Below are 26726 nucleotides of genomic sequence, written 5' to 3'. Positions count from 1 at the left end.
CGTTAACCCGACTGGCGCACTTTGATCCCCTGAGAGACCGCCCCTCACGGAGATCGGGATGTCAAGCATCATGACCGCCAGCTACCGCAGCCGCCGGGACCATTTCGAGCCGAGCGACAACGACCCGCAGGAACAGCGGCGTCTGCGCGGCCACCTGGAACAGATCGATTACACTGCCTTTGTGTCGAACCGCGAGGTGATCCCGCAGGTGCTCGGCCCCGAAACCCACCACGCCGACCCCGCCGCCTTCCAGCGGCTGGCGGTCGCCGCCGCCGCCGCCCGTGCACGCTGGATCGCCGAGGCGCTGAAACTGACCGAAGCGGGGGTGGCCGTCGCCGGCCCGGACGCGCAGCGCCTGGCCGGTATGCGCGCCGTCTATGAGGAACTGTCCGAAGCCTACGAAGGCCTGCGCCGCATGGTCGAGCGCGGATACCTGCCCTATCCCGGCAGCGAACGCTGAGATCTTAGTCCAAAGGCTGGGGCCGGGTCCGGATCGGGGCGTCGGCATCGGTCGCAGGAACCTCAGCCGCCGTCGGAGGCGATGAGACCGGCGCAACCGACAGCGGCACCGTCTCGATGCGGGGCACGGTGACCTCGGTGTTCAAGCGAGGCGTCAACGAGGGTGCGGCGGTCGTCGGCACAGCCCGGACCGGCGCGGTGGTCGTCGGGGCGGGCGCATCTTCAGCAGCGACGACCGGCGTTTCGGCGACGGGTACGGCGTCCACGGGCGCGACCGGAGGCGCGGTCAGAGGCGTCGTCGTTTCGACCGGGACCGTCGCGACATCCGCGACGACAGGATCCGGCGCGGCCGGCTTCAGCATCCACCAGCCCACGCCCGCTGCCAGCAGGAGTGCGACCACGGCAGCGCCGATCCAGACGCCCGTCGGCACACCCGGGCCGGGCCGATCGATCGCCGCATGGGAGGGCGCGACAGGCTCGGACACAGCGACCGGCACCGCTCCGCCTGCGACCTCGGCGGGCTCTGGCCGGGCGGGGGGTTCGATGGGGGGCAGGACAGACGCCGGAATAGCCTCGACCCCGGGCGTCGGCAGGGTTGCGGTCTCGATCCGGGCCGGGGCCGGCGTCGAAGGCGGGACGGCCCTGGGGATCATCGAGCCGCTGAGAATGCCGGCCGCATTCTGCCGAAGCGGACCCTGGGCGGCCTGGCGCTGGCCTTGGGCAGGCATGGGCCCCGATCCGCGCGGTGGCGGCCCCACGCGGAACACAGGCTGGGGTGGGCGCGACCAGACGATCCTGCCCCGCTTGAAGGGTTCAGCCGCGGGGTCTTGTGCAGGGCCGGATTGAGGCTCGGAGGAGGGCGTGTCGACCATGGCCCGTCCTAGACGGTCTGGATGCAGCGGTCCAATGACGGATCAGCGAACCTCGACGCCTTTCCAGAAGGCGATGCGGTCCTCAATTTCGGCGGCGGCAGATCTGGGCGTCGGATAGAACCAGGCGGCGTCCCGGTTCTCCTTCCCGTCGACGACCAGCGAATGATACGAGGCCGTGCCCTTCCACGGGCAGACCGAGGTCGTCGTGGAGGGCGTCAGATACTCGGCCCTGACCGCGTCGCGCGGAAAGTAGTGGTTGTTCTCCACCACCACCGTATCGTCCGACTGGGCAATGATCTGGCCGTTCCAGGTCGCTGTGGTCATGGGTCTTCTCCGTCAGGATTTGAGGCGATAGCCGGTCCTGAACATCCAGAAGACGATGCCGAGACAGACGATCAGGAAGCCGAGCGTGGCCAGCACGCTCCACACGATGCCAACGTCTCCCGAGCCGTAGAAGCTCCAGCGAAAGCCGCTGATCAGATAGACCACCGGGTTGAACAGGGTGACCGTGCGCCACGCCGGCGGCAGCATGTCGATCGAATAGAAGGACCCGCCCAGAAAGGTCAGCGGCGTCACCACCAGCATCGGGATCATCTGCAACTGCTCGAAGCCGTTGGCCCAGATGCCGATGATGAAGCCGAACAGGCTGAAGGTCGTCGCCGTCAGGATCAGGAACGTCAGCATCCAGACCGGATGCAGGATCTGCAGCGGCACGAAGAAGGCGGCCGTTGCCAGAATGATCAGACCCAGCACGGCCGACTTGGTCGCCGCCGCCCCGACATAGGCGATCACGATCTCCAGCGACGACACGGGAGCCGACAGGATCTCGTAAATCGTCCCGGTGAACTTCGGGAAATAGATGCCGAAGCTGGCATTGAAGATCGACTGGGTGAACAGGCTCAGCATGATCAGGCCCGGCACGATGAAGGCCCCGTAGGGCACGCCGTCGATCTGGGTCATGCGCGACCCGATGGCCGAGCCGAACACGACGAAATAGAGGGCCGTCGTGATGACCGGGGTCACGATCGACTGCCAGACGGTGCGCAGCGCCCGCGCCATCTCGAAGCGATAGATCGCCCAAACGCCGTATCCGTTGAACGTCATGCGGCGGCTCCCGTCTGGATGTCCTGCGCCGGTTCGCGATGGACCAGGCTGACGAAAATGTCCTCCAGCGAGCTCTGGCGGGTGTTCAGGTCCTTGAAGGCGATGCCCTGATCGGAAAGCGCCCGCAGCAGCGACGGCACGCCGGTCTTCCCGGCATTGGAATCGAAGACGTATTCCAGCTCGTTGCCTTCGGCCTTCAGGGTCAGGTCCCACTGCGCCAGCGCGGGCGGAATGTCACCCAGCGGGTCCTGCAGGTTCAGGGTCAGGGTCTTCTTTCCCAGCTTCTTCATCAGCTCGGACTTGTCCTCGACCAGGATCAGCTCGCCCTTCAGGATCACGCCCACCCGATCGGCCATCTCCTCGGCCTCCTCGATATAGTGGGTGGTCAGGATGATGGTGACGCCGCCTGCGCGCAGCTCGCGCACCAGATTCCACATGTCGCGGCGCAGCTCGACATCCACGCCCGCCGTCGGCTCGTCGAGGAACAGGATGTCGGGCTCGTGCGACAGGGCCTTTGCGATCATGACCCGGCGCTTCATGCCGCCGGACAGGGTCATGATCTTGTTGTCCTTCTTGTCCCACAGGCTCAGCGCCCGGAGGGTCTTCTCGATGAAGGCCGGGTTCGGGGCCTTGCCGAACAGGCCGCGGCTGAAGGTGACCGTCGCCAGCACCGTCTCGAACGCATCCGTCGTCAGCTCCTGCGGCACCAGACCGATCTTCATCCGCGCATTGCGATAGTCGGTCTGGATGTCGTGGCCGTCGGCCGTCACCGTTCCGGTCGACGGCGTGACGATCCCGCAGACGATCGAGATCAGCGTCGTCTTGCCCGCGCCGTTCGGACCCAGCAGGGCAAAGATCTCGCCCTTGCCGATCTGCAAATCCACGGTCTTCAGCGCCTGCAACCCGGACGCATAGGTCTTGGTCAGACCCTTGATATCGATGACGGGCGCGGCGGTGAGCTGGGTGGAGGTCGGCGGCATTCGGCGCGTCCTGGGAAATCGGCCGAAGCGGCGTGTCCGCAATATGGCGCCTGTGGCGACAGGCTCAAGACAGCGGGGTCCGCTTTTCCCCCGATCCGCACGGTGGATGGCCCGGGCATCGGCTCCGCGCGCATTCGTCGCGTCCGTTTCGGGAACCTGCGCCGTATCTTCGGTCTTCCTGTCCCGTCCGGAGATATATCATGTCGCGCAAGTCCATTGTTCTCTCGCTGGCCGTTTTGGCCGCCCTCGGCCTGGCCGCCTGCGCGACAGCCACGCCCGCAGATCAGGTGAAGGCCCCCCAGCCGACCCGGCCCGTCGATGCCGAGCGGCTCTACACCGGGCGCTGGCTTGAGATCGCCCGTCTGCCGATGCGCCTCACCGACGGCTGCGTGGCCGGTGCCTCGTCCTATGAGCTGCGCTCGCCGACCACGCTGGCGGTGCGGGACACCTGCCAGTCGGGCACGCCGACCGGCAAGGAAAAGGCCATCGGCGCCGACGCGACCATCCTGGACCCCGGCACCAACGCCAAATTCCGCGCCCGCTACTTCGCCGGCTTCGTGACCTGGGAATACTGGATCCTCGACCACGACGACGACTATACCTGGTTCATCTCGGCCGATCCGACCTTCGACAAGCTCTGGATCTATACCCGCGAGGTGCCCAGTGCCGAGACGCTGGCCCAGCTTGTCGCCCGCGCCCAGGCGCTCGGCTACGATACCAGCCGCCTCGAATTCCCTCCGACCGCCTGATCGACAAGGATACCGCCATGGTCGCCCGTTCCACCCTCGCTGCGTCTGCGGCGGCCATGGCCCTCGTGGCCGGGCTGTCGGCCTGCGCAGCCCCGCCCCTGCTGCCCCCCGGCGCGACCTATGGGGCGAACCCCTCGATCACCGAACCGCACCGGAACCTGTTTACCCCCACGGTGAACATCGCGCCCAAGGTCGGCTGGCCTGACGGTGTGATGCCGACCCCGGCCCCGGGGTTCCGCGTCCAGGCGTTCGCCCGCGGCCTGGATCACCCCCGCTGGCTGTATCGCCTGCCCAACGGCGACATCCTGGTGGCCGAATCCAACGCGCCGCCCAGGCCTGAGGACAAGAAGGGCGGCATCCGCGGCTGGGTCATGGGCCTGGTCATGAAGCGCGCGGGCGCGGGCGTGGAAAGCCCGAACCGGATCGTCCTGCTGCGTGACGCGGACGGCGACGGCGTGGCCGAGGTGAAGACCGACTTCCTGACCAACCTGAATTCGCCCTTCGGCATGGCCTTGATCGGCGACCGTCTGTTCGTGGCCAACGCCGATGCCGTCGTCGCCTTTCCCTACCAGACCGGCGCGACGCAGATCACGACCACCCCGACCCCGATCGCCGCCCTGCCGGCCGGTCGGAACCACCACTGGACCAAGAGCCTGGTCGCCTCGTCCGATGGGACGAAGCTGTATGTCGGGGTCGGCTCCAACTCCAACATCGGCGAGAACGGCATGGACGAAGAGGTCGGTCGCGCGGCCATCCACGAGATCGACATCGCCACGGGCCAGTCGCGGATTTACGCGTCCGGCCTGCGCAACCCCGTCGGCCTGGCCTGGCAGCCGGACAGTCGCAAGCTGTGGGTCGCGGTCAACGAGCGGGACGAGCTCGGCAACGATCTGGTGCCCGACTATATGACGTCCGTCACGCCGGGAGCCTTCTATGGCTGGCCCTGGAGCTACTACGGCCAGCACGTCGACAGCCGCGTCCGGCCGCAGGACCAAGCCAGGGTCGCCTCGGCCATCGCACCCGACTACGCCCTGGGGGCCCATACGGCCTCGCTTGGCCTGACCTTCTATGAGGGGACCCTGTTCCCGGCATCCTTCCGCCATGGGGCCTTCGTCGGCCAGCACGGATCGTGGAACCGCGAGCCCAAGGCCGGCTACAAGGTGATCTTCGTGCCCTTCACCAACGGTGTCCCCAGCGGCGCGCCGATGGACGTCCTGACCGGCTTCCTGAATGACAGGGACGAGGCCATGGGACGTCCGGTTGGCGTCCAGACGGACCGGACCGGTGCCCTGCTGGTGGCGGACGATGTCGGCAATGTGATCTGGCGGGTCTCGCCCTCAGCGTAAGGCCGCAAAAAGCCCCCGGCGAAAACCGGGGGGATACGGAAACGGCGACGGATATCATCCCTTTCCGCGACGTGACCCATGCAGCGGCGCCACGACCGGGCCGGAAACGTCAACGTCCACCGTTACAGATTCCCCTGCCGGTTGACCCGGACCCGCCCCTTGTCCATCACGTTCGTTGAACCTTGCGCACGAACACGGAGCGATGCCGACCATGGGGCTAGCGGCAAATATCCGACGCGACCTGACGTTCGCGGCCGGTCTGCGTCGGCTGCTTCAACGCATCAAGCCCATCGCCCTCGATAGCGACGTCCTGATCTGCGACGACTTCGAGGAGGCCGTCGACAGGTTCGGCGACAATATCGCCCTGGAGGACGAAACCCGCACGCTGACCTATCGCGAGCTGGACGCCATGGCGAACCGCTATGGCCACTGGGCCCGAAACCGGGGTCTGCGCCGGTCCGACGTCGTCGGCCTGGTGATGTCGAACCGGGCGGAATACATCGCCGCCTGGATGGGCTTCGCCAAGGTCGGCGTGGCCACGGCCCTGATCAACACCAACCTGACCGGCCAGGCCTTGGCCCACTGCCTGAACATCGCCGGCGTCGCCCAGGTGGTGGCCGACGAGGAGACCTGGCGGCGCTGCGAGGAGGCCCGCCCCTTCGTCACCCGCACCATGATGCTGTGGGTTCTGGGCCTGCAGGACGCCGACGAGGTGTCCGAACGGCGCGGCCTGGACAATCCGGTCCGCAGCGGCTCGTCGGTGCGGCCCCAGAAGTCGGTTCGCGACGGCCTGACCAACCGTGACACGGCCCTGTACATCTACACCTCCGGCACCACCGGCATGCCGAAGGCCGCGCGCATCCATCACGCGCGGGCCCGCACCTATATGCGCGCCTTCGCCGGCGCGACCGCCGCGACGGCCGAGGACCGGGTCTTCAACGTCCTGCCTCTCTACCACTCGACCGGCGGGCTGGTGGGCATCGGCCCGGCCCTCCTGAATGGCGGGAGACTGATCCTGCGGCGCCGGTTCTCGGCCTCCAGCTTCTGGAAGGACGTCAACGCCACGGGCGCGACCCTGTTCGTCTACATCGGCGAGCTGTGCCGGTATCTGGTGAACTGCCCCGAGCAGGAAGGCGAACGCGGGCACAAGCTGCGCCTCGCCTTCGGTAACGGCCTGCGCCCCGACGTCTGGACCGATTTCCAGTCGCGTTTTGCGATTCCAAAGATTCTGGAGTTCTACGGCTCCACCGAGGGCAACGTCTCGCTGTTCAACTTCGACGGCAAGGCGGGTGCCATCGGTCGCGTGCCCCGGTTCCTGAAGAAACAGATCAACATCCGGCTGGTGGCCTTCGACATCGATACCGAAGAACCGGTGCGTCTGCCGAGCGGCTCCTGCCAGGAAGCCCGCGTGGGCGAGATCGGCGAGGCAATCGGCGCGATCGGGGACGACGTGCGCCACGACTTTTCCGGCTATGCTGACAAGGCCGCTTCGGAAAAGAAGATCCTGACCGACGTCTTCACGCGCGGCGACCGCTGGTTCCGGACCGGCGACCTGATGCGCCAGGATGCCGAGGGCTATTTCTATTTCGTGGACCGGATCGGCGACACCTTCCGCTGGAAGGGCGAGAACGTCTCCACCGCCGAGGTCGAACAGCGCCTGACCGACGCGCCCGGCGTCAAGGAAGTCATCGCCTATGGCGTTCCCGTGCCGGGGGCCGAAGGCAAGGCCGGCATGGTCACCGTGATCCCCGAGGGCAAGTTCGTGGCCAGGGACTTCGGGGCCTATGTCGCCGAGCAATTGCCGCCCTATGCCCAGCCCGTGTTCGTACGCATCGCCAAATCTTTGGAGACGACCGGCACCTTCAAGTATCGCAAGGTCGATCTGGTTGCCGACGGCTTCGACCCCGCCCTGCCGGGCCAGGTCTATGTGCGCGGCGGCAAGTCCGGCTACCAGAAGCTGACCGCCGAGGGGTACGAGGCGATACAAAGCGGCGCGACCCGGCTCTAGAAGCAAGGCGACGTTAAGCATTAAACGCCATGGTTGACGCTCCTATCGGGCGCGGACCAACTCATGTTTCAGATCATCGGCATCCTCATGCTGTTCGGCATGGTGTTCGGCAGCTACGCCCTCGCGGGCGGCAAGTTCGACGTGATCATCCATGCGGCGCCGCACGAACTGATGGCGATCGGCGGCTCGGCCGTCGCGGCCTTCCTGATCTCGAATTCCGTCGGTGTGCTGAAGTCAGCCATGGGCGGTCTCGGCAAGGCCTTCGCGGGGCCCAAATGGAAGAAGCAGGATTACAAGGACCTGCTGTCCCTGCTGTTCGCCCTGACCAAGACGATGAAATCCAAGGGCGTCATCGCCCTGGAAAGCCATATCGAAAAGCCGGGCGAGAGCACCATCTTCCAGAAATACCCCAAGGTGCTGAAGGACCATTTCGCCACCGATTTCATCTGCGACACCCTGCGGATGATGACGATGAACCTGGAGGATCCTCACCAGATCGAGGACGCCATGGAAAAGCAGCTGGAGAAGCACCACCACGAGGCCGCCGCCGCTCCCCATGCCCTGCAGGCCATGGCCGACGCCCTTCCGGCCCTCGGCATCGTGGCCGCCGTGCTCGGCGTCATCAAGACCATGGGCTCGATCACCGAGCCGCCCGAGATTCTGGGCGGCATGATCGGCGGCGCCCTGGTCGGCACCTTCATGGGCGTGTTCCTGGCCTATGGCCTCGTCGGACCTCTGGCGGCACGGCTGCAGGCGATCGTCGACGAGGAATGCGCCTTCTACAAGATCATCCAGTCCGTCCTGGTCGCCCACCTGCACGGCAATGCGGCCCAGATCTCGGTCGAGATCGGTCGCGGCGACATCCCGTCCAGCGCCCAGCCCTCCTTCGCGGAAATGGAAGAGTCCCTGTCGGCCGCCCCGACCGAGGCCTGATCGTCAGCGCCGGATCGTCACGCGGCGATCAGGGGCCCGTGTAACCGACCTCCAGGACCGGGCGTAAGCCCGGGCATCGCCGATGCATCCCTGCATCGACGTCTCAACCGAGAGGGGTTTCCCATGTCCATCCGCACTCTGATCGCCGTCGCCTGCGCCGGCACCGCCGCGCTCGCCCTGTCCGCCTGCCAGCCCGCCGCCGAAGAGAAAACCGAATCGACCGAGGGCGCGATGGCCCCGGCCGCCGACGCCATGGCTCCTGCCGCCGACGGTGCCATGGCCCCCGCTGCTGATAGCGCCATGGCCCCCGCCGAAGGCGCAATGGCTCCGGAAGCCGACAAGATGGCCCCGGCCGCAGAGGGCGCCATGGCACCGTCCAGGCCCGCCGCCTGACCCTGCGACAGACCGGTCCGGGCCCCTTCCGGGCCGGTCTGTGAACGCGACGTCACGCCGCATCTTCCCGCCCACGGCGCATCACGAACGCGTGAGGAATTCCCTTGCGGTTTCGCTCACGATCCCGTTATCTCCGATGCAGCGAGGTCCAAAAACTCGCAAAAACCCTAGGGAAGGAAATCTCCAATGCGCATCGTTGCCCTGATAGCCGCCTCGGCCGCCGCTCTGGCCCTGGCCGCCTGCCAACCCGCCGCTGAAGACAAGGCTGACGCCGCTGCCGCTGACGCGACCGCCGCTGCCGATACTGCGACGGACGCCGCCGCGACCGCCGACGCTGCCGCCACCGATGCCGCCGCCGCTGCCGGCGCCGCCACCGACGCTGCGGCCACGGCTCCCGCTGCCGACGCCGCCATGGCTCCGGCTCCGGCCGCCGACGCTGCGATGGCTCCGACCGCCGAGAAGGCCCCCGGCGCCCACTAAGACCTTCTGGTCTTTGAAGACGCTGACAGGCTCATCCCTGTCGGCAGGAGGGGTCGCCTACGGGCGACCCCTTTTTGATTCGGGCCTCAACGGCTAAGCCGCGCCAATGAGTGTCCCCGCCGATCGTGATCCGCAGCTGGTCTGGACCGAGGCGGACGAACCGCGCTCGGGCCGGTTCGACGATGTCTACTTTTCCGCCGAAGATGGACTGGCCGAGTCCCGGGCCGTCTTTCTGCAGGGGTGCGGCCTGCCGGACGCCTGGAAGGATCGACCGCATTTCACCATTGCGGAGCTCGGCTTCGGCACAGGCCTGAACATCGTCGCCGTGCTCGACCTGTGGCAGCGGACCCGGACCCCCGGCCAGCGGCTCAGCCTGTTCTCGGTGGAGGGCTTTCCCCTGGCGCCAGGGGAAGCGAGCCGGGCCCTGTCACACTGGCCGGAGGTGGCATCCGCAGCCGAGGCCCTGCTGTCGGGCTGGCCCGCCTCCACTCCGGGGTTTCACAGGATCGACCTGCCTGGCTTCGCCGCCACCCTGGATCTGGCCGTGGGACCCGTCGAACGGGCCCTGGCACAATGGTCGGGCCGGGCCGACGCCTGGTTCCTCGACGGCTTCAGCCCCGCAACCAATCCCGACATGTGGTCGGAAGCCGTCATGGACGCGATCTCGGCGCGCTCTGCCCCGGACGCCAGGATCGCGACCTTCACGGTAGCGGGCGACGTTCGCCGTCGCCTGTCCGAGCGCGGTTTCGTCGTCGAGAAGATGCCGGGCCATGGTCGCAAGCGCCAACGGCTGGAGGCCAGACGCGTGGGGCAAGACCTGGCTGACCCCGCCCCGACGTCCATCGCCATCGTAGGTGCGGGCATCGCGGGAGCCTCGGTCGCCCGCGCCCTGGCCGCGCAAGGCGTGCCGGCGGCGGTTTACGAATCGTCCGGGCCCGGCCACGGCGCGTCCGGATTTCCGGCCGCCCTGGTCACCCCCCGGTTCGATCTCGGCGACGGGACCATCGCGGCCCTGTTCGCCCAGGCGCTGGAGCGGGCAGCGGCCCTCTATCGAGACACGCCGGACGCCGTCCTGGCCCATGGCGTGGTGCAGAAGCCGGGCAGCGAGCGTGACCGGGCGCGATTTGCCCGGATCGCGGGCCAGCCGATCTGGGGGCCCGGCGCGATGTGGCTGGACGATCAGGGAGATCTGGTCATGCGCGATGCCCTGACCGTCGCCCCTGCTGCGATCCTCGACCACTGGCTGGGCCGGGCGGAGGTAAAGCCAGGAGAAGTGTCCTCGATCGTCCCGAGCGGCTCAGGCTGGGCGCTTCTGGATGCCGCGGGCCAGACCCTGGCGGAAGTCGGAACCGTCATCCTGTGCGCGGGCGCGGGCAATGCCGACCTGATGCAGGACGTAACGCTCTCGCCCGTCCGGGGTCAGGCCGACTGGGTCCTTCACCCGCGGCCCCTGGCCACGGCCTGGGGCGGCTATGTCGCACCGACCCGCGACGGCTTTCTGTTCGGGGCGACCCACGACCGGGGGGAGACGACGACCGAAGTTCGCGCTGCCGACACGATCCGCAACCTCGCCACACTGGCCGCGCGCTTCCCGGACCTGGCGGCCGGTGTCGATCCGGCCACCGTCACGTCTCGGGCCGCCATCCGGGCCACGACGCGCGATCGCCTTCCGGTCTGTGGAGTCGTGCCGGATCAGACCGGCCTGTTCGTTCTGGGTGGGCTCGGCTCACGCGGCTTCTGCCTGGCCCCCCTGCTGGCCGAGCATCTCGTCGCCCGGGCCCTCGGCCGTCCGTCGCCCTTGCCCGCCGATATCGCGAACCGTATCGCGCTCACGCGCGCTTCGCTTCAGGCTCTTGTGGAACCCCCCGCTTGCCAGGATGATTGATCTCTCACGGGAGATCCTCCGATGCGCCGTTCCGCCGTCCTTCTGTGCCTTGCCGCCGTCGCCGCCTGCGCGCCGACCGCGCCCGTCCATCCGGAGGCCGAAGTCGCCCGACAGACCCGGCCGCGTCAGTGCTTCGACCAGTCTCAGGTCACGAATTTTCGCGAGGGCGACGCCCGGAGCCTGTATATCCGCGTGCTGAACCGTGACGTCTATCGGCTCTCGTCCGGCGGCTGTCTCGATATCGGTTATGCCGTAACCCTGGGGCTCTCGCAGGATTTCGGCGGCTCGGATCGGGTATGCGTCGGCGACACCGTTCGGCTGTATACCGCAGGCAGTCCCGGAGTGACCGACGTTCCCTGCCGCGCGCGGATCGACCGCAAGCTGACCGAGGCGGAGATCGAGGCCCTGCCGTCGCGCCAGCGTCCCTGACGGGCCTCATCCCTTCTGGGCGTATCCCAGCCGCTGGTTCAGCTTCTCGATCAGGTCGATGGCTGTATCGGCGATGACCGAGCCGGGCGGATAGACGGCCGCCGCCCCCAGATCGAGCAGGGTCTGGACATCGCCCGGCGGGATGACGCCGCCCACGGTGATCATGATGTCCGGCCGCCCCAGCTTCTCCAGCTCGGCCTTCAGCGCGGGCACCAGCGTCAGATGACCGGCCGCCAGCGAGGATGCCCCGACCACATGGACGTTGTTCGCGACCGCGTCCCGAGCGGCCTCCGCCGGGGTCTGGAACAGGGGTCCCGCCACGGCGTCGAGGCCCAGGTCGCCATAGGCGGTCGCGACGACCTTCTGTCCCCTGTCGTGACCGTCCTGACCCAGTTTGGCGATCAGGATACGCGGCGGTCCCCCGTCGTTCTCGACGAAGGCGGCGACCATGTCGCGGGCGCGGCTGATCCTGGGATCGGTCCCGGCCTCCCGGGCATAGACGCCCGACACCGTCTTCACCGTCGCGACATGACGTCCGAAAGCAGCCTCCAGCGCGTCCGACATCTCGCCGACCGTGGCATGGGCGCGCCCGGCGCGGACACAGAGTTCCAGCAGGTTCCCGGACCCCTTCGCCCCTTCGGTCAGGGCGGTGAGAGCGGCCTGCACCGCAGCCTCGTCCCGTTCGGCCCGCAGACGTTTCAGTTTCTCGATCTGGGCCGCCAGCACCGCTGCGGTGTCGACCTTCAGCACCGGGATGTCGTCGGGCGTGTCGTTCAGATAGCGATTCACGCCGACCACCGTCTGCTGGCCCGTGTCGATCCGCGCCTGGGTCCGGGCCGCCGCTTCCTCGATCCGCAGCTTGGGCAGTCCGGCCTCGATCGCCGCCGCCATCCCGCCCAGTTCGCGCACCTCGGCCATGTGCGCCCGCGCCCGTTCGGCCAATTCGTGTGTGAGCCGTTCGACGAAGAAACTGCCGCCCCAGGGGTCGATGACCTTCGTCGATCCCGTCTCCAGCTGCAGCAGCAGCTGGGTGTTGCGCGCGATCCGGGCCGAGAAATCCGTCGGCAGGGCCAGGGCCTCGTCCAGCGAATTGGTATGCAGCGACTGGGTCTGACCGCCCGCCGCCGCCATGGCCTCGATCATCGTCCGGGGCACGTTGTTGAACACGTCCTGCGCCGCCAGCGACCAGCCCGAGGTCTGGCAGTGGGCGCGCAGCGACAGGCTGCGTGGATCCTTCGGGGCGAACTCTGCCTGGACCGCCTCGGCCCAGAGCAGGCGGCCGGCGCGCAGCTTGGCCACCTCCATGAAGTAGTCCATGCCGATGGCCCAGAAGAAGCTCAGTCGCGGCGCGAAACGGTCCACGTCCATGCCGGCCGCCACCCCGGCGCGGATGTATTCCAGCCCGTCGGACAGGGTGTAGGCCAGCTCCAGATCGGCAGAGGCTCCCGCCTCCTGCATATGATAGCCGCTGATGGAGATGGAGTTGAACTTCGGCGTCTCCTGCGCCGTCCAGGCGAAGATGTCGGCGATGATCCGCATCGAGGGCCCAGGCGGATAGATGTAGGTGTTCCGGACCATGAACTCCTTCAGGATGTCGTTCTGGATGGTCCCGGTCAGGGCCGCGTGGGCGACGCCCTGCTCCTCGGCCGCCACGACATAGAGGGCCAGGATCGGCAGGACCGCGCCGTTCATGGTCATCGACACCGACATCTGGTCCAGCGGAATGCCGTCGAACAGGGTCCGCATGTCCAGGATGGAATCGATGGCCACCCCCGCCATGCCGACATCGCCGGCCACCCTCGGATGGTCGGAATCATATCCCCGGTGCGTGGCCAGATCGAAGGCGATCGACAGACCCTTCTGCCCGGCCGCCAGATTCCGTCGATAGAAGGCGTTCGAAGCCTCGGCGGTGGAGAAGCCGGCGTACTGGCGGATGGTCCACGGATTGGACGCATACATGGTCGGATAGGGCCCGCGCACGAACGGCGCGAACCCCGGCAGGCCGTCGGTGAAGCTCAGGTCGGCGATGGCGGCGGCATCATAGGCGGGGGCGATCTCGATGCCTTCGGGGGTGCGGATGGGCGCGCGGTCGAGAGCGCCGCCGAGGGGCGACAGGTCCAGCGCAGCCCTGGTGAAATCGGGCATGCTCATGCCGCTTCTCCCCGCTCGAACGCCTCGGCCCAGCGCAGCGGCGAGAGGGGCGGGCACCGATCGTCGTTGCCATGCACAGGGGGCGACGCCCCATCCTCGACCGCGACCGGCCGCGCCTCTGCATCCACGAATTTCGTCACCCCGACCATCTGGCCATCGCCCTCGGCCAGACGCGCCTTGCCCGCTGCCCGCGACGCCGCGACCCGCTGCTGAAATGCCCCGCCGCGCAGGGAGGCGACGAGGCCCCCTTCCCGTTCGATGCGCTGGAACTCGGTCCAGCCCGCCTCGGCCAGGTCTCGCGTGCGGTGATCCAGATACCATGACCCCGCCGCCGGATCGGCGACGCGGCCGATGTGCGCTTCTTCCATCAGGATCAGCTGGGTATTGCGGGCCGCCCGCCGTGCGAAGGCATCGGGCCGTCCGACCGCCCGGCTGAACCCGTCCAGAACCACCGCGTCGGCCCCGCCGACCGCGCCTGCGAACCCCGCCGCCGTCAGCCGCAGCAGGTTCGGCCAGGGATCCTTCGCCGCCAGCATCCGCCGCGACGACCGCGCCTCGATCCGGGCCGGAGTCTCGGACCCGAACGCACGGCTGATCGACCGCCAGATCAGGCGCAGCGCGCGCACCCTGGCCAGACTGTCGAAATAGTCCGCATCGACGCTGATCCCCAGAACCGTGCCCGCCAGCGCCCGCTCGATCGGCAGCCCGGCCTCGACCGCCGCCTTCAGACAGGTCGCGGCGGCCGCAGCGGCGAAGCCCAGTTCCTGCCCCGCCGATCCACCCGCCTCATGGGCCACCCGGCCGGTGGCCAGAAAGAAGGTCGCATCCGGATAGGCCCCGGCATGCCGCGCCGCGGTATTCGCCGCCAGGCCGATATGCGCCTCGATCGGGTTGGGCGATCCACCCGCCATCGCGTAGGCGCTCAGGGGGTCCATATGGAACATCAGCCTGGCCCGGGGCGCGCCCTTGGCCACGACCGCCAGGGCATTGGCCGCATCCGGTCCGTCGATCCCGGCATCCAGCCCGACCGGCGCCAGCTCCATCGCCACGCCCGCCAGCGTCCGGCCCAGCGGCCCGGAGTCCGCCAGCACCGCGCCCGACAGGATGACCGACGCCGCCCCGCCTTCCAGATCGGCCAGCACCGCCGCGTTGACCGCGTCAGGATCGTCACCCTCGACCAGAGTCCGCAGGTCCCAGGCCCGACCATCGGCGTCCGATGCCCGGGGCGCGAACACGGCGTCGGTCGCATTGGCACGGCCATACAGGGGCCGCGTGGTCAGGTGGTCGGCGTCCAGATGGACCAGTCCCTCGATCGGCCGCCCTTTCAGCGCCTTCTCAGCCTCCGCACGCCAGTCGGCCGGCGACGGGATCGGAAAGGACTGGGACAAGGCGGGCCTCCGGGTTGGGAAGCGGCTCTATTGCTACCGCCGCCCCGACCCGTCCAGCCCCGGGACCATCACACCCTGGCGGGGGCGTATTTCGGCGACAGGATGTGGATGACCAGCAGCGCCACCAGATAGGCCGATGCGGCGACCACGAAGATCGGCGTATAGCTGCCGATCTTGTCCAGCACATAGCCGGCGTATTTGGCCATGGCCATGCCGCCGAAGCCGCCGATCATGCCGCCGATACCCACGACCGATCCCACCGCCGAGCGCGGAAAGACATCGCCCGGCATGGCATAAAGGTTGGCCGAGAAACCCTGGTGCGCGGCGGTGGCGACGCCGATGATCAGGACGGCGACCCACAGGTTGGCGGCCATCCCGGCAAAGGCGACCGGCAGAACGGCGATGGCGCAGATCAGCATGGTCAGCTTGCGCGCCGCATTCAGGCTCATGCCCCGCTTCAGGAACTGGCTGGACAGCCAGCCACCCCCGACGGAGCCGACGTCGCTCAGCAGATAGATGGCGATCAGCGGAGGGCCGAAAGTCAGGATGTTCAGATCGTAGGTCTTCTGCAGGAAGCCCGGGAGCCAGAACAGGAAGAACCACCAGATCGGATCGATCAGGAATTTACCCAGCGCATAGGCCCAGGTTTCCCGCACCGTCAGCAGCTTCAGCCAGCCGATCTTGTGCACCGGATCGGGTGCGTCCTGGGCAATCCAGGCCAGTTCCGCAGGCGTGACCCGCTTGTGGTCGCCCGGCCGCTTGTAGACGGTGAACCAGATCGGTACCCAGATGAAGCCGGCGGCTCCGACGATGATCAGGGCCATCTGCCAGTTCGGTTCGGCCACCGTGCCCAGCCAGATCGAGGCGATGAAGGGGATGATCAGCGGCGTGATGATCGCGCCGATATTGGTGCCGGCGTTGAAGATGCCGACGGCGAAGGCGCGTTCCTTCTTGGGGAACCACTCGGTCACGGCCTTGATGCCGGCCGGGAAACCGCCGCCCTCCCCGATGCCCAGGGCCACCCGCGCGAAGATGGCGGTGTTCAGGCTGCGGATGCCGGCATGGGCGATGAAGGCCAGCTGCCAGATGATGAAGGCCAGGCCGAAGCCCCAGCGCGCGCCGATCCGGTCGACCAGCCGCCCCCACAGCAGGTAGGAGACGGCATAGGAGGCCTGGAACCAGAAGACGATGTCGGCATAGTTGGTCTCGGTCCAGCCGAACTCGTCCATCAGCGTCGGCTTCAGAACGCCCAGCGCCTGACGATCGACGTAGTTGATGACCATGGCCGCGAACAGCAGCCACACGACCACCCAGCGATACTTGCCTGCGGGCGGCTGGATCTGGATCGGTCCGTCCGTCGTGGCAGTGGCGTCTGTCATAAACCCCGTCCTCTATGTTTCCGCGTCCTGACCCGTCTTGTCACCGCAGGCGCGGCGCGACGGGTTCCGGATGATGTATTCAAGCGCCGGCCGTGACGACCGTGCAATGGATCTCGCCCACGCCCGAAAAGGCGCAGACCGAGCGGGCCCCGATCTGGACCCGGTGCACGCCGGTGACCGCCCCGGTGGAGATCAGCGTGCCTTCGGACACCGGCCGTCCGCGACGCGCCAGATGCTCGATCAGGAAGCGCACCGATTCCAGCACCCCCATCGGAATGGAGTTGGCCGTGCCCCTGCCGATGACGTCACCGTCGACGGTCGTCTCGACCTCGATCCCGTCCAGCCGCGCGGCCCAGTCCTCGATCCCGGGGCCCAGCACCAGGCCGCCGTTGTTGCCGAAGTCCGAGGCCACCACGGCGGAGCCCAGGTCGTTGATGGTCGAAAGGGGGCTGCCCGCCAGTTCCACGCCGATATGCAGCGCCGCGATGCAGGCGGTCGCCTCCTCCAGCGTCCAGTCCGTCTTCGCCGGATCGACCGCACCGACCCGGGCCACGAACTCGGCCTCGACCGCGGCAAAACCACCGGCGATGGCCGGCAGCGCCGTGGGCGCGGTGCCCGCATGCCAGAGATTGCGTGCGAAGATCGGCCCGGCCAGACGCTTCGCATTCAGGGTCGCCTGCTGGGCGGGCGGCACCATGCCGACCTTCCAGCCGATGATCCGGTCCGGAAACAGCGCGATGGCGGCGTCCTGGGTCTCATAGGCCTCGGACATGCTGGTCGGTGCCCGACCGGGATAGGTCGAAAATCCGTGGGCGTTCAGTCGTGCATCCACGAATCGGCCGGCAATGGCCGTTGCCGTATCACCCTCGTGGGTCAGGTCCGTGGCGCTCATGCCGCTGCCCAATCTTGCCGAATGCCCTTCACGCGCCGTCCCAACCTGATGCCTGTCGCCGGTCTTGATGCCGGATCGGCGAATAACTGACGGGGATGGTAACCGGTGTCAACGGCCTTGCGAAGGCCAAACCCGCCATGGCATCCAGTGCCGCTCGCCTGTATGGCAATGCGTTGCACTCAATGAGGTCGAGCTTGTCCGACGACGACACTGCCCCGGCGCCCTCCGGAATCAAGCCAGGCAAGCGGCCCACGATCAACGACGTGGCCCGCATCGCCGGCGTCTCCAAGAAAACCGTTTCGCGCGTCATCAACCAGTCGCCCTTCGTGCGGGAGGAAACCCGCGTCAAGGTCACCGCCGTCATCGACGACCTGGGCTTTGTCCCGGATATCCAGGCGCGTGGCCTGGCCTTCCGGCGCTCGTTCCTGGTTGGCCTCATCTACGACAATCCCAGCCCCAACTATATCGTCAACATGCAGCAGGGCGTGCTGGACGCCCTGAAGGGATCGGGGCTGGAGCTGGTCGTCCATCCGTGCTCGCGACAGTCCGATACCGTCGTGGCCGACATCCGCGCCTTCGTGGAACGCCAGAAGCTGTTCGGCGTGATCCTGCCGCCCTCGGTGTCGGAGGACGAACGCGTCATCCAGGCGTTGCGCGAGCTCGACTGCCCATATGTCCGCATCGCCTCCGTCGCGCTGGACGCGCCCGGAGCCATGCTGGTGACCAACGACCACCTGGGCGCGGCCGAGGCCGGGCGGCATCTGGCCGATCTGGGCCACACCCGCATCGGCTTCATCTCCGGCCCCGCCTCCTTCCGGTCCAGCGGCGTGCGCGGCGGCGGCTTCCGGGACGGCCTGGCCGAACGGGGCGTGACGCTCGACGACCGCTATGTCGCCGAGGGGGCCTATACGTTCGAATCGGGGGTCGAGGCGGCGATGAGCCTGCTGGCGCTCGATCCGCGCCCGACCGCCATCTTCACCGGCAACGACGAGATGGCGCTGGGCGTCTTCAAGGCGGCACGCGACCTGGGCCTGGAAATCCCCCGGGACCTGTCCGTCGTGGGGTATGACGACCTGCCGATGGCCTCGCGGGTCTGGCCGAACCTGACATCGGTGCGGCTGCCGATCCGCGACATGGGACGGATGGCGGCGGAGAAGCTGCTGGCCCCGATGCGCGGGCTGGATCCCGCAAGGCTGAGCCAGCCCGAGGTCCGCCCGTCGCTTGTGGTCCGGGATTCGGCCCGGGGACTGTAGGCCTCGTCCCTCCCCCGAAGGGGAGGGAGATTGTGCTTAGGCCGTCTCGAGCACCTTCGCGCCGACCAGGCCCTTGATGTAGTCGCGGATGCCTTCGTCGGTGGCGTTGGCGAAGAAGTATTCCTGGAATTTTTCGCCGGCGATCGTGGCCTTGAGCAGGTCCTGATCGACGGTCTTCAGCACCGTCAGCATGTCGTGGCAGGTCACGGCCTTCAGCGACTTCAGGATGCCCCGGTTCGTGGCCATGATCTGGGCACGCTCACGCGGATAGCCCAGGCCGCGCTCGCCCTCGAACAGCTTGCGATACACGTCCTGAAGGTTCAGCTCGGCGGCCCAGCCGAAACCCTTGGCATAGGGCATGGAAATGGCGTTGCCGTCGTTGATCTGACCGAACAGGAAGGCATCCGTCGGGTCGATGATCAGGCCGCAGAAGACGCCCGGCATGGCGTTGCAGGCCAGCATGGAGCCCGTGCCCGTGCCGCAGCCGGTGACGACGAAATCGGCTGCGCCGGAGTTCAGCAGGATGCCGGTCAAAAGGCCGTTCATCACATAGGTCAGCGAGGCCTTATCCTCGGGCGCATACATGCCGTAGTGGAACACCTCATGACCCAGCGGCACGGCGACGGCGTTCAGCGCGTCGTGAACGATGGTGCTCTTGGCGGCCTGACTGTTCTCGATGATCAGCGCGATTTTCATGGGTATCCTCTCGGCAGGTCTGTGGAGTTGCCGATGGCTTTACCCCGTCGCGCGATCATTTGCATCTGGTTTTGACACCGGTTACCACCGACCGGAAATACCGGTCCGCGGACCGGCGCATTCAGATGGGACAACCGTCCCGTCGCGCAGCTGAAGGGGTGAACATGGCCAATCCATTCAACCTGACCGGCAAGGTCGCCCTCGTCACCGGCGGCAACACCGGAATCGGCCAGGGGATCGCCCTGGCCCTGGCCGACGCGGGGGCGTCCATCGCCTCGGTCGCTCGCCGCCCTTCGGACGACACGGTCGGCCAGTGCCTGGCCAAGGGCGTCGAGGCTATCTCCATCCAGGCCGACCTCGGCTCCATGGAGCCGATCCAGCGGATCGTCGATGAAGCGACCACAGGCCTGGGGCCCATCGACATTCTCGTCAACAACGCCGGCATCATCCGCCGCGCCGACGCCGTCGACTTCACCGAGGAAGACTGGGACGCGGTCCTGAACGTCAATCTGAAGTCGGTCTTCTTCCTGTCCCAGGCGGTCGTGCGCGACATGATCGCGGGCGGGCGCGGCGGCAAGATCATCAACACCGCCTCCATGCTGTCCTATCAGGGCGGCATCCGCGTGCCGTCCTACACCGCCTCCAAGTCCGGGGTCGCGGGCCTGACCAAGCTGATGGCGAACGAGTGGGCGAAGCACGGCATCAATGCCAACGCCATCGCCCCCGGCTATTTCGCCACCGACAACACCCAGGCGCTCCAGGACGATCCGGTTCGCTCGAAGGAAATCCTTGGCCGCATCCCGGCCGGTCGCTGGGGCCAGCCGTCCGACATCGGCGGTGCCGCCGTCTTCCTGGCGTCGCCCGCCTCCGATTATGTCCAGGGCATCACCCTGCCGGTCGACGGCGGCTGGCTCGCGCGCTGATCGCGGGCTAGCGTGACGGCATGACCCAATCGACCTCCGGCGGCCGCATCCTCTGCTTCGGCGAGATGCTGCTGCGTCTCACCCCCAACGACGGCGAACTTCTGCTGCAGTCGCCCGGCCTGACCGCGCGTCCGGGCGGGGCAGAGGCCAATGTCGCGGTGTCCTTGGCGCGGTTCGGGGCCCCCGCCGCCCTCGCCACCGTCCTGCCCGACAATGCGCTCGGCCACGCCGCCCGCGACGAGGTCAGAAAGCACGGGGTCGATACCGCCGGCGTGCTGTTCCGTCCGGGCCGGATGGGGTTGTACTTCCTGACTCCGGGAGCCGTCCGCCGCCCGTCCGAAGTCCTCTACGACCGCGCCGGATCGGCCTTCGTCCAGCACGTGGACGGCGCGATGGACTGGGCGAAGCTGCTCGATGGCGTGGCGTGGCTGCACCTGTCCGGCGTCACCCCGGCCACCGGCCCGACCGGATCGGCCGCCGCCCTGGCCGCCATCGCCGCCGCGACCGCCGCCGGGGTCAAGGTCAGCTTCGACGGCAACTTCCGGGGCAAGCTATGGGCTGAGTGGGCGGGCGACCCGCCCCGTGTCCTGGGCCAGATGCTGGCGGGATCCAGCCTCGCCTTCGCCGACGACCGCGACTTCGCCCTCGTCCTGGGCCGCAGCTTCGACGACGCAGACCCCGCCGAGCGCCGCCGTGCCGCCGCTCGCGCCGCCTTTCAGACCTGGCCGTCGCTGGAGCGCATCTGCTGCACCCTGCGCGTCAACGACAGCGTCCAGGACCAGACCCTGTCGGCGGTCATGATCACACGCGACGGCGAGCACCACGCCGCCCCCATCGCCCTGACCGGCGTCATCGACCGCGTCGGCGGCGGCGACGCCTTCGCCTCCGGCGTCCTGTTCGGCGTCTGGAGCGGCTGGTCCAACGACGAGGCCCTGGCGTTCGGCCTGGCCGCGGCGGGTCTGAAACACTCCGTCCCGGGTGATTTCAACCTGTTTGACCAGGCACAGGTCCGCGCCGCCATGACCGCCGAAGGCTTCGACATCCGGCGCTGATCCGCCCCCTCCCCTGGGGCAGGATTGCCGCTAGGAAACCGGTGTCATCGGTGTATCTTGCGACCCGGCGGTCGCCAGAACCGCCACCCAGGAAACCGGAGGTCCACCCATGTCTGCGTCCCTGTCGCGCCGAGCCGTCCTGGCCTCGGGCGCCGCTCTCGCCACCTTCGCCGCGGCGGGCCCCGTTTTCGCGCAGACGACCCCGGACCGCTCCACCATTCTCGCCACCATGAAGCGCGCCACTGCCTTCATGACGGACGAGGTCGCGGTCGGCGGCGGCTATGTCTGGCAGGTCCTGCCCGACTTCTCGCGCCGCTGGGGCGAGCTGGAGGCCAAACCGACGATGATCTGGGTCCAGCCTCCCGGCACAGCCACGGTCGGCCACGTCTATCTGGACGCCTATCACGCCACGGGCGACGAGCAGTTCTACGACGCGGCGAAGGCCTGCGCCGACGCCCTGATCGCGGGCCAGCATCCGCGCGGCGGCTGGAACTACGTCATCGATACGGCGGGCGAGGAGAGCCTGAAGGACTGGTACGAAAGGATCGGCGGCAACGCCTGGCGACTGGAGGAATTCCAGCGCTACTACGGCAATGCCACCTTCGACGACGCCGGCACGGCCGAAGCCTCCCAGCTGCTGCTGCGCATCTATCTGGAAAAGCGCGAGCGCAAGTATCGCGCGCCCCTCGACAAGGCGATCCAGTTCGTCCTCGATGCCCAGTATCCCAACGGTGGCTGGCCCCAGCGCTTTCCGTTCGTCGAGAACGGCGGCCTGCACGGCCATGCCGACTATACCCCCTACATCACCTTCAACGACGACGTGGCGGGCGAGAACATCGAGTTCCTGCTCTATGTCCACCAGGCGCTGGGCTCCAACGACCCCCGTCTGGTCGATGCCATCCAGCGCGGGATGGACATCTTCGTCGCCACCCAGCAGCCCCTGCCCCAGCCCGCCTGGGGCCTGCAGCATTTCCCCGATACGCTGAAGCCCGCCCCGGCCCGCACCATCGAGCCCCAGGCCTTCGCCACCCACACCACGGCGACGAACATCCGCTCCATGATCGGCTTCTACAGGCTGACCGGCGACCGCAAATTCCTGGCCCGTTTGCCCGAGGCCCTGGACTGGCTGGATCAGGTGAAGACGCCCCAGGCCCTGATCGCACCCGGCCGCACCCATCCGACCTTCATCCTCGAAGGCTCCAACACCCCGGTCTATATCCACCGTCGGGGGTCCAACATTCGCAACGGCCACTATTACGCCGACGACAATCCCAACAATCTGATCGTCCACTACGGCTCGTTCCGGAACCTCGACACCGCGGCCCTGCGCGCCGAGTACGAGGCCGCCGCCGCCCTGACGCCCGAGGCCGTGATCGCGACCTCGCCGCTGAAAGCCCGGCCCGGCACCCGCGCCCTGCCGAAGTATTTCACCCTGAAGGACGTCAGCATCTGGGACATGGGCACCGAGGGCCGCCGTCCCCGCCCCGTCGCCCCGACCCGGGCCGCGGAACTGGCCGGTGCCCTGAACGCACGCGGATACTGGCCCAGCCTGCTGACCACGACCTCCAATCCCTACAACGGCCCCTCGCCCGAGGCGGTCACGGGCGGGGAGTATCAGACGACCCGCGTCGGCGACCTGTGGGACACCTCGCCCTACACCACCGACTTCCCGGTCGAAGGCATCTCGACCCAGACCTTCATCAACAACATGGGCGACCTGATCGAGGCGCTGCAGGCCGCGTCGTGAACCCGCTGGATCGACGCCGCGTCCTGGCCGGGCTGGGCGCCACGCCTCTGGCGGGCTGCGCGACCTTTCCCGGCTCGGGTCGGCCCGAATCGATCGTCTGGCGCTTCGGCGACCTCGCCAGCATCGACGCGCCGCTGACGATCGAGGGCGCGCCCCGACCGGTGGCGGGTCCGGCCTCCCTGCCGGTCGGTGCCCTGCACTTCGACGGGGTCGACGACGCCCTGTTCATCGGCCAGCATCCGCTGGCCGGGGCCGCGACCTTCGCGTTCGAGGCCGTCTTTCGTCCCGACGGCGGTGCCACCGAACAGCGCTGGCTGCACCTCCAGGCCGACGAGGACGTCATCCCCGGCCAGGCCCCCGTCGGCACCCGATTCCTGTTCGAGATCCGCGTCTATGGCGATGAATGGGCGCTGGACGCCTTCGTCAAGGGCCCGACCTACAACCAGACCCTGCTGTTTCCCGATCGACGCCACCCCGTCGGCCGCTGGCATCATGTCGCCCAGACCTATGACGGCACGACCTACCGGTCCTTCGTCAACGGCGAACTCCAGGGCGAGGCCGTCGTCGCCTTCACGCCCCAGGGCCCGGGCCGCGCCTCGGTCGGCACGCGGATCAACCGGGTCAACTACTTCAATGGCGCGATCGCGGAGGCCCGCTTCACCCGCCGCTTCCTGCGGCCCGATCAGTTCACCGGCGTCGATCCAGCGTGAAAAAGGCCCCGGCGTTTCCGCCGGGGCCCTTCCAGATAGCGGGGCTCAAGGAGCCCCGGAAATCATGCCTCGTCGGTCGGCTTCTCGGCCGAGCCGGTGACCGGGACCACCGCGCCCTTGGCCGGGCGGACGGTCTGGCGCTCGGCGATCCGGGCCGACTTGCCGCGACGATCGCGCAGGTAATACAGCTTGGCGCGCCGGACGACGCCGCGACGCTTCACTTCGATGGATTCGATGTTGGGCGACAGGATCGGGAAGACGCGCTCGACGCCCTCGCCGAAGGAGATTTTGCGCACGGTGAAGTTCTCGTTCACGCCGCCACCGGCGCGGGCGATGCAGACGCCTTCGAAGGCCTGGACGCGCTCGCGCTCGCCTTCCTTGATCTTGACGTTGACGCGAAGCGTGTCGCCGGGCTGGAAGTCCGGGATCGCGCGCACAGCGACCAGACGGGCTTTTTCTTCCGCCTCGAGCGTCTGAAGGATGTTGGCCATAGTCTCTATTCTCCTCGGGCTTTTTTGCCCTTTAGCTGTGATTTGGCGGAGACGGGCTCCGCAGGTCTGGTCTCAAGATGCGCCGCCCAGAGGTCCGGCCGTCGCGCCTTCGTTGTCTCTTCCCGCTGCGCCTGACGCCACGCGGCCATCCTGCGATGGTCGCCCGACAGCAGCACCTCGGGTATGTCGATCCCCTCGAACGTCCGCGGTCGCGTATACTGCGGATGCTCCAGAAGACCGTCCTCGAAGCTCTCGGATGACAGGCTTTCGGCCTGGCCCAGAACACCGGGGATCAGTCGTACGCAAGCCTCGATCACCACCATCGCCGCCGCCTCGCCACCGGCCAGGACCGCGTCTCCGACGGAGACCTCCTCGAACCCCCGGGCGTCGAGCACCCGCTGGTCCACCCCCTCGAACCGGCCGCACAGGACGGTGATCCCGTCATGCCTGGCCCAGTCCTTCACCCGCGCCTGCGTCAGGGGTCGACCGCGTGCGCTCATGTACAAAAGCGGCCGGGGCGGGCCCTCCACACTGTCCAGTGCGCGAGCCACCACGTCCGCCTTCAGAACCTGTCCGGGGCCGCCACCCGCAGGGGTGTCGTCCAGGAAGCCGCGCTTATCTTCGGAAAAGTCCCGAATGTCCACCGTTTCCAGCGCCCACAGCCCCTTCTCGCGCCAGGCCGTGCCGATCAGCGACACGCCGAGCGGCCCGGGAAAGGCCTCGGGGAACATGGTCAGGACGGTCGCGGTGAAGGGCATTCCTTACCACCCGGCCGGCTTGGTGATCGCACCCACGGCGTCGTGGATCACGTTCGGGAACTGCGATGAAGCGAGCTGGTGGGGTCGGATATCGCGTTTGAAATCAACCAGGCGTTTCAGTTCGGCACTCCCCTGGGGCCTTGGCGGAATCAACCCGACCACAATGCCTCCGTCTGACTGCGCCATGCGGATGGGCGTCAGAAGATCGGAGTCATTGGAGACTACGACAGCGGCCGGAACTGTGCCTTTGAGGGCGTCCCGAAGAAGACGAGCTGCGAGATTGACGTCAGAACCCTTCTCTTCCGTCTTGTGAACCCATTCCATCAGCACCGCGCCATCGGGCTTGCGCCTGACCACCAGCTTGCCGTCCCGACGGATGGGTTTGCCGTTTGCGCCACACTCCAGAACCGGCGCGCGCACGGGCGAGGCCAGGAATGTCCCGAAGTGCACATGGACGCGCGGAAGCGTGTCTAGCGCCCTCAAATAGGTCGCCTGGCGCACCGCAACATCGGGGTCGTTGGGCCGCGCTTCGACCCGTGCCGTGAAATAGTGGATGGCCTCAATCTGGTTCCGTGGCAGGGCGTGGTCGAACAGGGCTTCAAGGTTCAGCCACTTGTGCGGCGTGCCTTTCAGGCAGCCGTAGTACAGGTTGAACCCATCGACATAGACGTTGGTCCGCATGCGCCCGCCACAAAATGCAACGGCGGACCCCGTAGGAGCCCGCCGTGCGTCCGGTCGCCGAGGCAGCCGGAGGGGTGATGGATGGCATAGATGCGATGGGGTGGCCGAAGGTCAAGACCTGCTGCGATTTAAGTCAGACGTTGAGTCTTTCCGGTAACACAGGCTTAGGCTGAACTCCGACGACTGGGCTCACGACTTCGCCGAAATCCCCGTCTCGGCCAGCCATTCCAGGATCTTGCCCTTGGGCATGGCCCCGACCTTCAGCGAGGTCATCTGGCCGTCCTTGAACAGCATCAGGGTCGGAATGCCCTTCACGCCCAGCTTCGACGGGGTCATGGGGCTGTCGTCGATGTTGATCTTGGCGATCGTCACCTGACCGGCCAGTTCATCGGAAATCTGCTCCAGCGCCGGCCCGATCTGCTTGCACGGCCCGCACCACTCCGCCCAGAAGTCCACCAGCACAGGCGTGGAGGCCTTCAGCACGTCGGCGTCGAAGCTGTCGTCGGTGACCTTCATCGTGGCCATGGGGCGATCTCCTTCAGGGCGGCCGAGGCGCGCCCGATGTCTCTTGTTCGGATGAGATGTGGGGCGATTCTGAGGGAAATCAACGCAGACCCTTTATCATCGAGGCAGTCCGCTTCCAGGCCGTTGACTGATGTCCGCTCCCGACCCATTGCAGACATCCGCAATCGAAGCGATGTTCGAGTATGAAGCTTTGGCCTGTCATCGCTGTTCTTCTAGCGGGCTGTTCAGGGCAATCGCATCGCACATCCAACGCGGGTGAAAACGCCCCTGCGGAACTAATGTATTGTGGTCGTGCTCTCGCCAGTGGAGCCGTGCCGACCTATCGAGCAAACTTGGAACGACACCTCGCCACGGGCGAACCGGTGGCTCCTGCAGAGCTATTCGCTGCGACGTTCATCTATTTCGATACCGATGGATCGCGGATGTCTGGACCATCAGCCAC

The 26726-nt window shown here is 67.5% G+C and carries 27 protein-coding genes; 14 read left to right on the top strand and 13 right to left on the bottom strand.

The annotated features are described in order from the left end of the window. Positions 1-58 precede the first annotated feature (58 nt). Positions 59-460: a hypothetical protein gene (locus tag O3139_RS03885; RefSeq protein ID WP_269515610.1), complete on the top strand. Its 402-nt coding sequence runs from the start codon at positions 59-61 to the stop codon at positions 458-460. 4 nt (positions 461-464) lie between these two features. Here the strand turns inward: O3139_RS03885 and O3139_RS03880 are convergent, their stop codons facing one another. The 4 genes from O3139_RS03880 to O3139_RS03865 form a co-directional block, all read right to left on the bottom strand. Continuing rightward, the gene (locus O3139_RS03880) at positions 465-1187 is read right to left on the bottom strand and encodes a hypothetical protein (protein WP_269515609.1); all 723 of its coding nucleotides are present in this window, start codon (positions 1185-1187) and stop codon (positions 465-467) included. 186 nt (positions 1188-1373) lie between these two features. Next, positions 1374-1655, bottom strand: a complete 282-nt coding sequence (locus tag O3139_RS03875) for a DUF427 domain-containing protein (RefSeq protein ID WP_269515608.1) — start codon at positions 1653-1655, stop codon at positions 1374-1376. 12 nt (positions 1656-1667) lie between these two features. Next, positions 1668-2435: an ABC transporter permease gene (locus O3139_RS03870; RefSeq protein ID WP_269515607.1), complete on the bottom strand. Its 768-nt coding sequence runs from the start codon at positions 2433-2435 to the stop codon at positions 1668-1670. Next, positions 2432-3415 carry an ABC transporter ATP-binding protein gene (locus O3139_RS03865; RefSeq protein WP_269515606.1) on the bottom strand — a complete coding sequence of 328 codons (984 nt, stop codon included), beginning with the start codon at positions 3413-3415 and terminating at the stop codon, positions 2432-2434. Before O3139_RS03865 ends, O3139_RS03870 begins: the two co-directional genes overlap by 4 nt. Positions 3416-3615: 200 nt before the next feature. Here O3139_RS03865 and O3139_RS03860 point away from each other — a divergent pair, with 200 nt between their 5' ends. The 8 genes from O3139_RS03860 (at position 3616) to O3139_RS03825 (ending at position 11638) form a co-directional block, all read left to right on the top strand. Beyond that, positions 3616-4164 (top strand): lipocalin family protein, encoded by a 549-nt coding sequence (locus tag O3139_RS03860; RefSeq protein WP_269515605.1) that lies wholly within the window; start codon positions 3616-3618, stop codon positions 4162-4164. 17 nt (positions 4165-4181) lie between these two features. Continuing rightward, the gene (locus O3139_RS03855; protein ID WP_269515604.1) at positions 4182-5510 is read left to right on the top strand and encodes a PQQ-dependent sugar dehydrogenase; all 1329 of its coding nucleotides are present in this window, start codon (positions 4182-4184) and stop codon (positions 5508-5510) included. Between the two features lie 211 nt (positions 5511-5721). After that, positions 5722-7518 carry a long-chain-acyl-CoA synthetase gene (locus tag O3139_RS03850; RefSeq protein ID WP_269515603.1) on the top strand — a complete coding sequence of 599 codons (1797 nt, stop codon included), beginning with the start codon at positions 5722-5724 and terminating at the stop codon, positions 7516-7518. A 63-nt stretch (positions 7519-7581) separates the two neighbouring features. After that, the gene (gene motA / locus O3139_RS03845; RefSeq protein WP_269515601.1) at positions 7582-8451 is read left to right on the top strand and encodes a flagellar motor stator protein MotA; all 870 of its coding nucleotides are present in this window, start codon (positions 7582-7584) and stop codon (positions 8449-8451) included. Positions 8452-8574: 123 nt separating this feature from the next. Continuing rightward, positions 8575-8844: a hypothetical protein gene (locus O3139_RS03840; protein WP_269515600.1), complete on the top strand. Its 270-nt coding sequence runs from the start codon at positions 8575-8577 to the stop codon at positions 8842-8844. A 186-nt stretch (positions 8845-9030) separates the two neighbouring features. Then, positions 9031-9324, top strand: coding sequence for a hypothetical protein (locus tag O3139_RS03835; RefSeq protein ID WP_269515599.1), 294 nt, complete (start codon positions 9031-9033; stop codon positions 9322-9324). A gap of 106 nt (positions 9325-9430) precedes the next feature. After that, the gene (gene mnmD / locus O3139_RS03830) at positions 9431-11209 is read left to right on the top strand and encodes a tRNA (5-methylaminomethyl-2-thiouridine)(34)-methyltransferase MnmD (protein ID WP_269515598.1); all 1779 of its coding nucleotides are present in this window, start codon (positions 9431-9433) and stop codon (positions 11207-11209) included. Positions 11210-11230: 21 nt separating this feature from the next. Beyond that, on the top strand, positions 11231-11638 hold the full coding sequence (locus tag O3139_RS03825; protein ID WP_269515597.1) for a DUF6491 family protein: 408 nt from the start codon (positions 11231-11233) through the stop codon (positions 11636-11638). Between the two features lie 6 nt (positions 11639-11644). On the opposite strand, the gene scpA is transcribed toward O3139_RS03825, so the two are convergent. From scpA to O3139_RS03805, 4 genes are all read right to left on the bottom strand, one after another. Continuing rightward, entirely contained in the window at positions 11645-13789 is a 2145-nt protein-coding gene (scpA, locus tag O3139_RS03820; RefSeq protein WP_269515596.1) for a methylmalonyl-CoA mutase, read from the bottom strand. Next, positions 13786-15177, bottom strand: coding sequence for a methylmalonyl-CoA mutase family protein (locus O3139_RS03815; RefSeq protein WP_269515594.1), 1392 nt, complete (start codon positions 15175-15177; stop codon positions 13786-13788). The genes scpA and O3139_RS03815 overlap by 4 nt, the downstream gene beginning before the upstream one ends. A 68-nt stretch (positions 15178-15245) precedes the next feature. Beyond that, positions 15246-16556, bottom strand: coding sequence for an MFS transporter (locus tag O3139_RS03810; RefSeq protein WP_269515593.1), 1311 nt, complete (start codon positions 16554-16556; stop codon positions 15246-15248). Between the two features lie 79 nt (positions 16557-16635). Next, the gene (locus O3139_RS03805) at positions 16636-17448 is read right to left on the bottom strand and encodes a 2-keto-4-pentenoate hydratase (protein WP_269515592.1); all 813 of its coding nucleotides are present in this window, start codon (positions 17446-17448) and stop codon (positions 16636-16638) included. 194 nt (positions 17449-17642) lie between these two features. On the opposite strand from O3139_RS03805, the gene O3139_RS03800 reads away from it, so the two are divergent. Then, complete coding sequence (locus O3139_RS03800) at positions 17643-18701, top strand: LacI family DNA-binding transcriptional regulator (RefSeq protein WP_420022338.1); 1059 nt, start codon at positions 17643-17645, stop codon at positions 18699-18701. A 36-nt stretch (positions 18702-18737) separates the two neighbouring features. Here the strand turns inward: O3139_RS03800 and O3139_RS03795 are convergent, their stop codons facing one another. Beyond that, a complete protein-coding gene (locus O3139_RS03795) occupies positions 18738-19397 on the bottom strand; it encodes an RpiB/LacA/LacB family sugar-phosphate isomerase (RefSeq protein WP_269515590.1) in 660 nt (219 codons plus the stop codon). 164 nt (positions 19398-19561) lie between these two features. On the opposite strand from O3139_RS03795, the gene kduD reads away from it, so the two are divergent. The 4 genes from kduD (at position 19562) to O3139_RS03775 (ending at position 23829) form a co-directional block, all read left to right on the top strand. Further along, positions 19562-20320, top strand: a complete 759-nt coding sequence (kduD, locus tag O3139_RS03790) for a 2-dehydro-3-deoxy-D-gluconate 5-dehydrogenase KduD (RefSeq protein WP_269515589.1) — start codon at positions 19562-19564, stop codon at positions 20318-20320. 20 nt (positions 20321-20340) lie between these two features. Beyond that, positions 20341-21372 carry a sugar kinase gene (locus O3139_RS03785; RefSeq protein ID WP_269515588.1) on the top strand — a complete coding sequence of 344 codons (1032 nt, stop codon included), beginning with the start codon at positions 20341-20343 and terminating at the stop codon, positions 21370-21372. A 109-nt stretch (positions 21373-21481) separates the two neighbouring features. Beyond that, entirely contained in the window at positions 21482-23119 is a 1638-nt protein-coding gene (locus tag O3139_RS03780) for a pectate lyase (RefSeq protein WP_269515587.1), read from the top strand. Continuing rightward, positions 23116-23829 carry a LamG domain-containing protein gene (locus O3139_RS03775; protein WP_269515586.1) on the top strand — a complete coding sequence of 238 codons (714 nt, stop codon included), beginning with the start codon at positions 23116-23118 and terminating at the stop codon, positions 23827-23829. Before O3139_RS03780 ends, O3139_RS03775 begins: the two co-directional genes overlap by 4 nt. A gap of 62 nt (positions 23830-23891) precedes the next feature. Here the strand turns inward: O3139_RS03775 and rplS are convergent, their stop codons facing one another. The 4 genes from rplS to trxA form a co-directional block, all read right to left on the bottom strand. Then, positions 23892-24320, bottom strand: a complete 429-nt coding sequence (rplS, locus tag O3139_RS03770; protein WP_269515584.1) for a 50S ribosomal protein L19 — start codon at positions 24318-24320, stop codon at positions 23892-23894. A 5-nt stretch (positions 24321-24325) separates the two neighbouring features. Beyond that, complete coding sequence (gene trmD, locus O3139_RS03765) at positions 24326-25078, bottom strand: tRNA (guanosine(37)-N1)-methyltransferase TrmD (RefSeq protein WP_269515583.1); 753 nt, start codon at positions 25076-25078, stop codon at positions 24326-24328. Between the two features lie 3 nt (positions 25079-25081). Then, positions 25082-25759: an NYN domain-containing protein gene (locus O3139_RS03760; RefSeq protein WP_269515582.1), complete on the bottom strand. Its 678-nt coding sequence runs from the start codon at positions 25757-25759 to the stop codon at positions 25082-25084. A 189-nt stretch (positions 25760-25948) separates the two neighbouring features. Further along, entirely contained in the window at positions 25949-26284 is a 336-nt protein-coding gene (gene trxA, locus O3139_RS03755; RefSeq protein WP_269515581.1) for a thioredoxin, read from the bottom strand. Positions 26285-26726: the final 442 nt, after the last annotated feature.

Source organism: Brevundimonas subvibrioides, from assembly GCF_027271155.1.
GTDB classification, from domain to species: Bacteria; Pseudomonadota; Alphaproteobacteria; order Caulobacterales; family Caulobacteraceae; genus Brevundimonas; species Brevundimonas subvibrioides_D.
Note: the sequence above shows the minus strand (reverse complement) of the source record. Positions and strands in the feature narration are given on the sequence as shown.

Excerpts from the sequence above, each read along its gene's own strand:
- O3139_RS03885 (WP_269515610.1), top strand. The coding sequence starts at position 59 with ATGTCAAGCATCATGACCGCCAGCTACCGCAGCCGCCGGGACCATTTC.
- scpA (WP_269515596.1), bottom strand. The coding sequence starts at position 13,789 with ATGAGCATGCCCGATTTCACCAGGGCTGCGCTGGACCTGTCGCCCCTC.
- rplS (WP_269515584.1), bottom strand. The coding sequence starts at position 24,320 with ATGGCCAACATCCTTCAGACGCTCGAGGCGGAAGAAAAAGCCCGTCTG.
- O3139_RS03880 (WP_269515609.1), bottom strand. The coding sequence starts at position 1,187 with ATGCCTGCCCAAGGCCAGCGCCAGGCCGCCCAGGGTCCGCTTCGGCAG.
- O3139_RS03780 (WP_269515587.1), top strand. The coding sequence starts at position 21,482 with ATGTCTGCGTCCCTGTCGCGCCGAGCCGTCCTGGCCTCGGGCGCCGCT.
- O3139_RS03850 (WP_269515603.1), top strand. The coding sequence starts at position 5,722 with ATGGGGCTAGCGGCAAATATCCGACGCGACCTGACGTTCGCGGCCGGT.
- motA (WP_269515601.1), top strand. The coding sequence starts at position 7,582 with ATGTTTCAGATCATCGGCATCCTCATGCTGTTCGGCATGGTGTTCGGC.
- trxA (WP_269515581.1), bottom strand. The coding sequence starts at position 26,284 with ATGGCCACGATGAAGGTCACCGACGACAGCTTCGACGCCGACGTGCTG.
- O3139_RS03785 (WP_269515588.1), top strand. The coding sequence starts at position 20,341 with ATGACCCAATCGACCTCCGGCGGCCGCATCCTCTGCTTCGGCGAGATG.
- O3139_RS03865 (WP_269515606.1), bottom strand. The coding sequence starts at position 3,415 with ATGCCGCCGACCTCCACCCAGCTCACCGCCGCGCCCGTCATCGATATC.
- O3139_RS03795 (WP_269515590.1), bottom strand. The coding sequence starts at position 19,397 with ATGAAAATCGCGCTGATCATCGAGAACAGTCAGGCCGCCAAGAGCACC.
- O3139_RS03840 (WP_269515600.1), top strand. The coding sequence starts at position 8,575 with ATGTCCATCCGCACTCTGATCGCCGTCGCCTGCGCCGGCACCGCCGCG.
- O3139_RS03875 (WP_269515608.1), bottom strand. The coding sequence starts at position 1,655 with ATGACCACAGCGACCTGGAACGGCCAGATCATTGCCCAGTCGGACGAT.
- mnmD (WP_269515598.1), top strand. The coding sequence starts at position 9,431 with ATGAGTGTCCCCGCCGATCGTGATCCGCAGCTGGTCTGGACCGAGGCG.
- trmD (WP_269515583.1), bottom strand. The coding sequence starts at position 25,078 with ATGCCCTTCACCGCGACCGTCCTGACCATGTTCCCCGAGGCCTTTCCC.
- O3139_RS03860 (WP_269515605.1), top strand. The coding sequence starts at position 3,616 with ATGTCGCGCAAGTCCATTGTTCTCTCGCTGGCCGTTTTGGCCGCCCTC.
- O3139_RS03870 (WP_269515607.1), bottom strand. The coding sequence starts at position 2,435 with ATGACGTTCAACGGATACGGCGTTTGGGCGATCTATCGCTTCGAGATG.
- O3139_RS03825 (WP_269515597.1), top strand. The coding sequence starts at position 11,231 with ATGCGCCGTTCCGCCGTCCTTCTGTGCCTTGCCGCCGTCGCCGCCTGC.
- O3139_RS03810 (WP_269515593.1), bottom strand. The coding sequence starts at position 16,556 with ATGACAGACGCCACTGCCACGACGGACGGACCGATCCAGATCCAGCCG.
- O3139_RS03760 (WP_269515582.1), bottom strand. The coding sequence starts at position 25,759 with ATGCGGACCAACGTCTATGTCGATGGGTTCAACCTGTACTACGGCTGC.
- O3139_RS03835 (WP_269515599.1), top strand. The coding sequence starts at position 9,031 with ATGCGCATCGTTGCCCTGATAGCCGCCTCGGCCGCCGCTCTGGCCCTG.
- kduD (WP_269515589.1), top strand. The coding sequence starts at position 19,562 with ATGGCCAATCCATTCAACCTGACCGGCAAGGTCGCCCTCGTCACCGGC.
- O3139_RS03855 (WP_269515604.1), top strand. The coding sequence starts at position 4,182 with ATGGTCGCCCGTTCCACCCTCGCTGCGTCTGCGGCGGCCATGGCCCTC.
- O3139_RS03805 (WP_269515592.1), bottom strand. The coding sequence starts at position 17,448 with ATGAGCGCCACGGACCTGACCCACGAGGGTGATACGGCAACGGCCATT.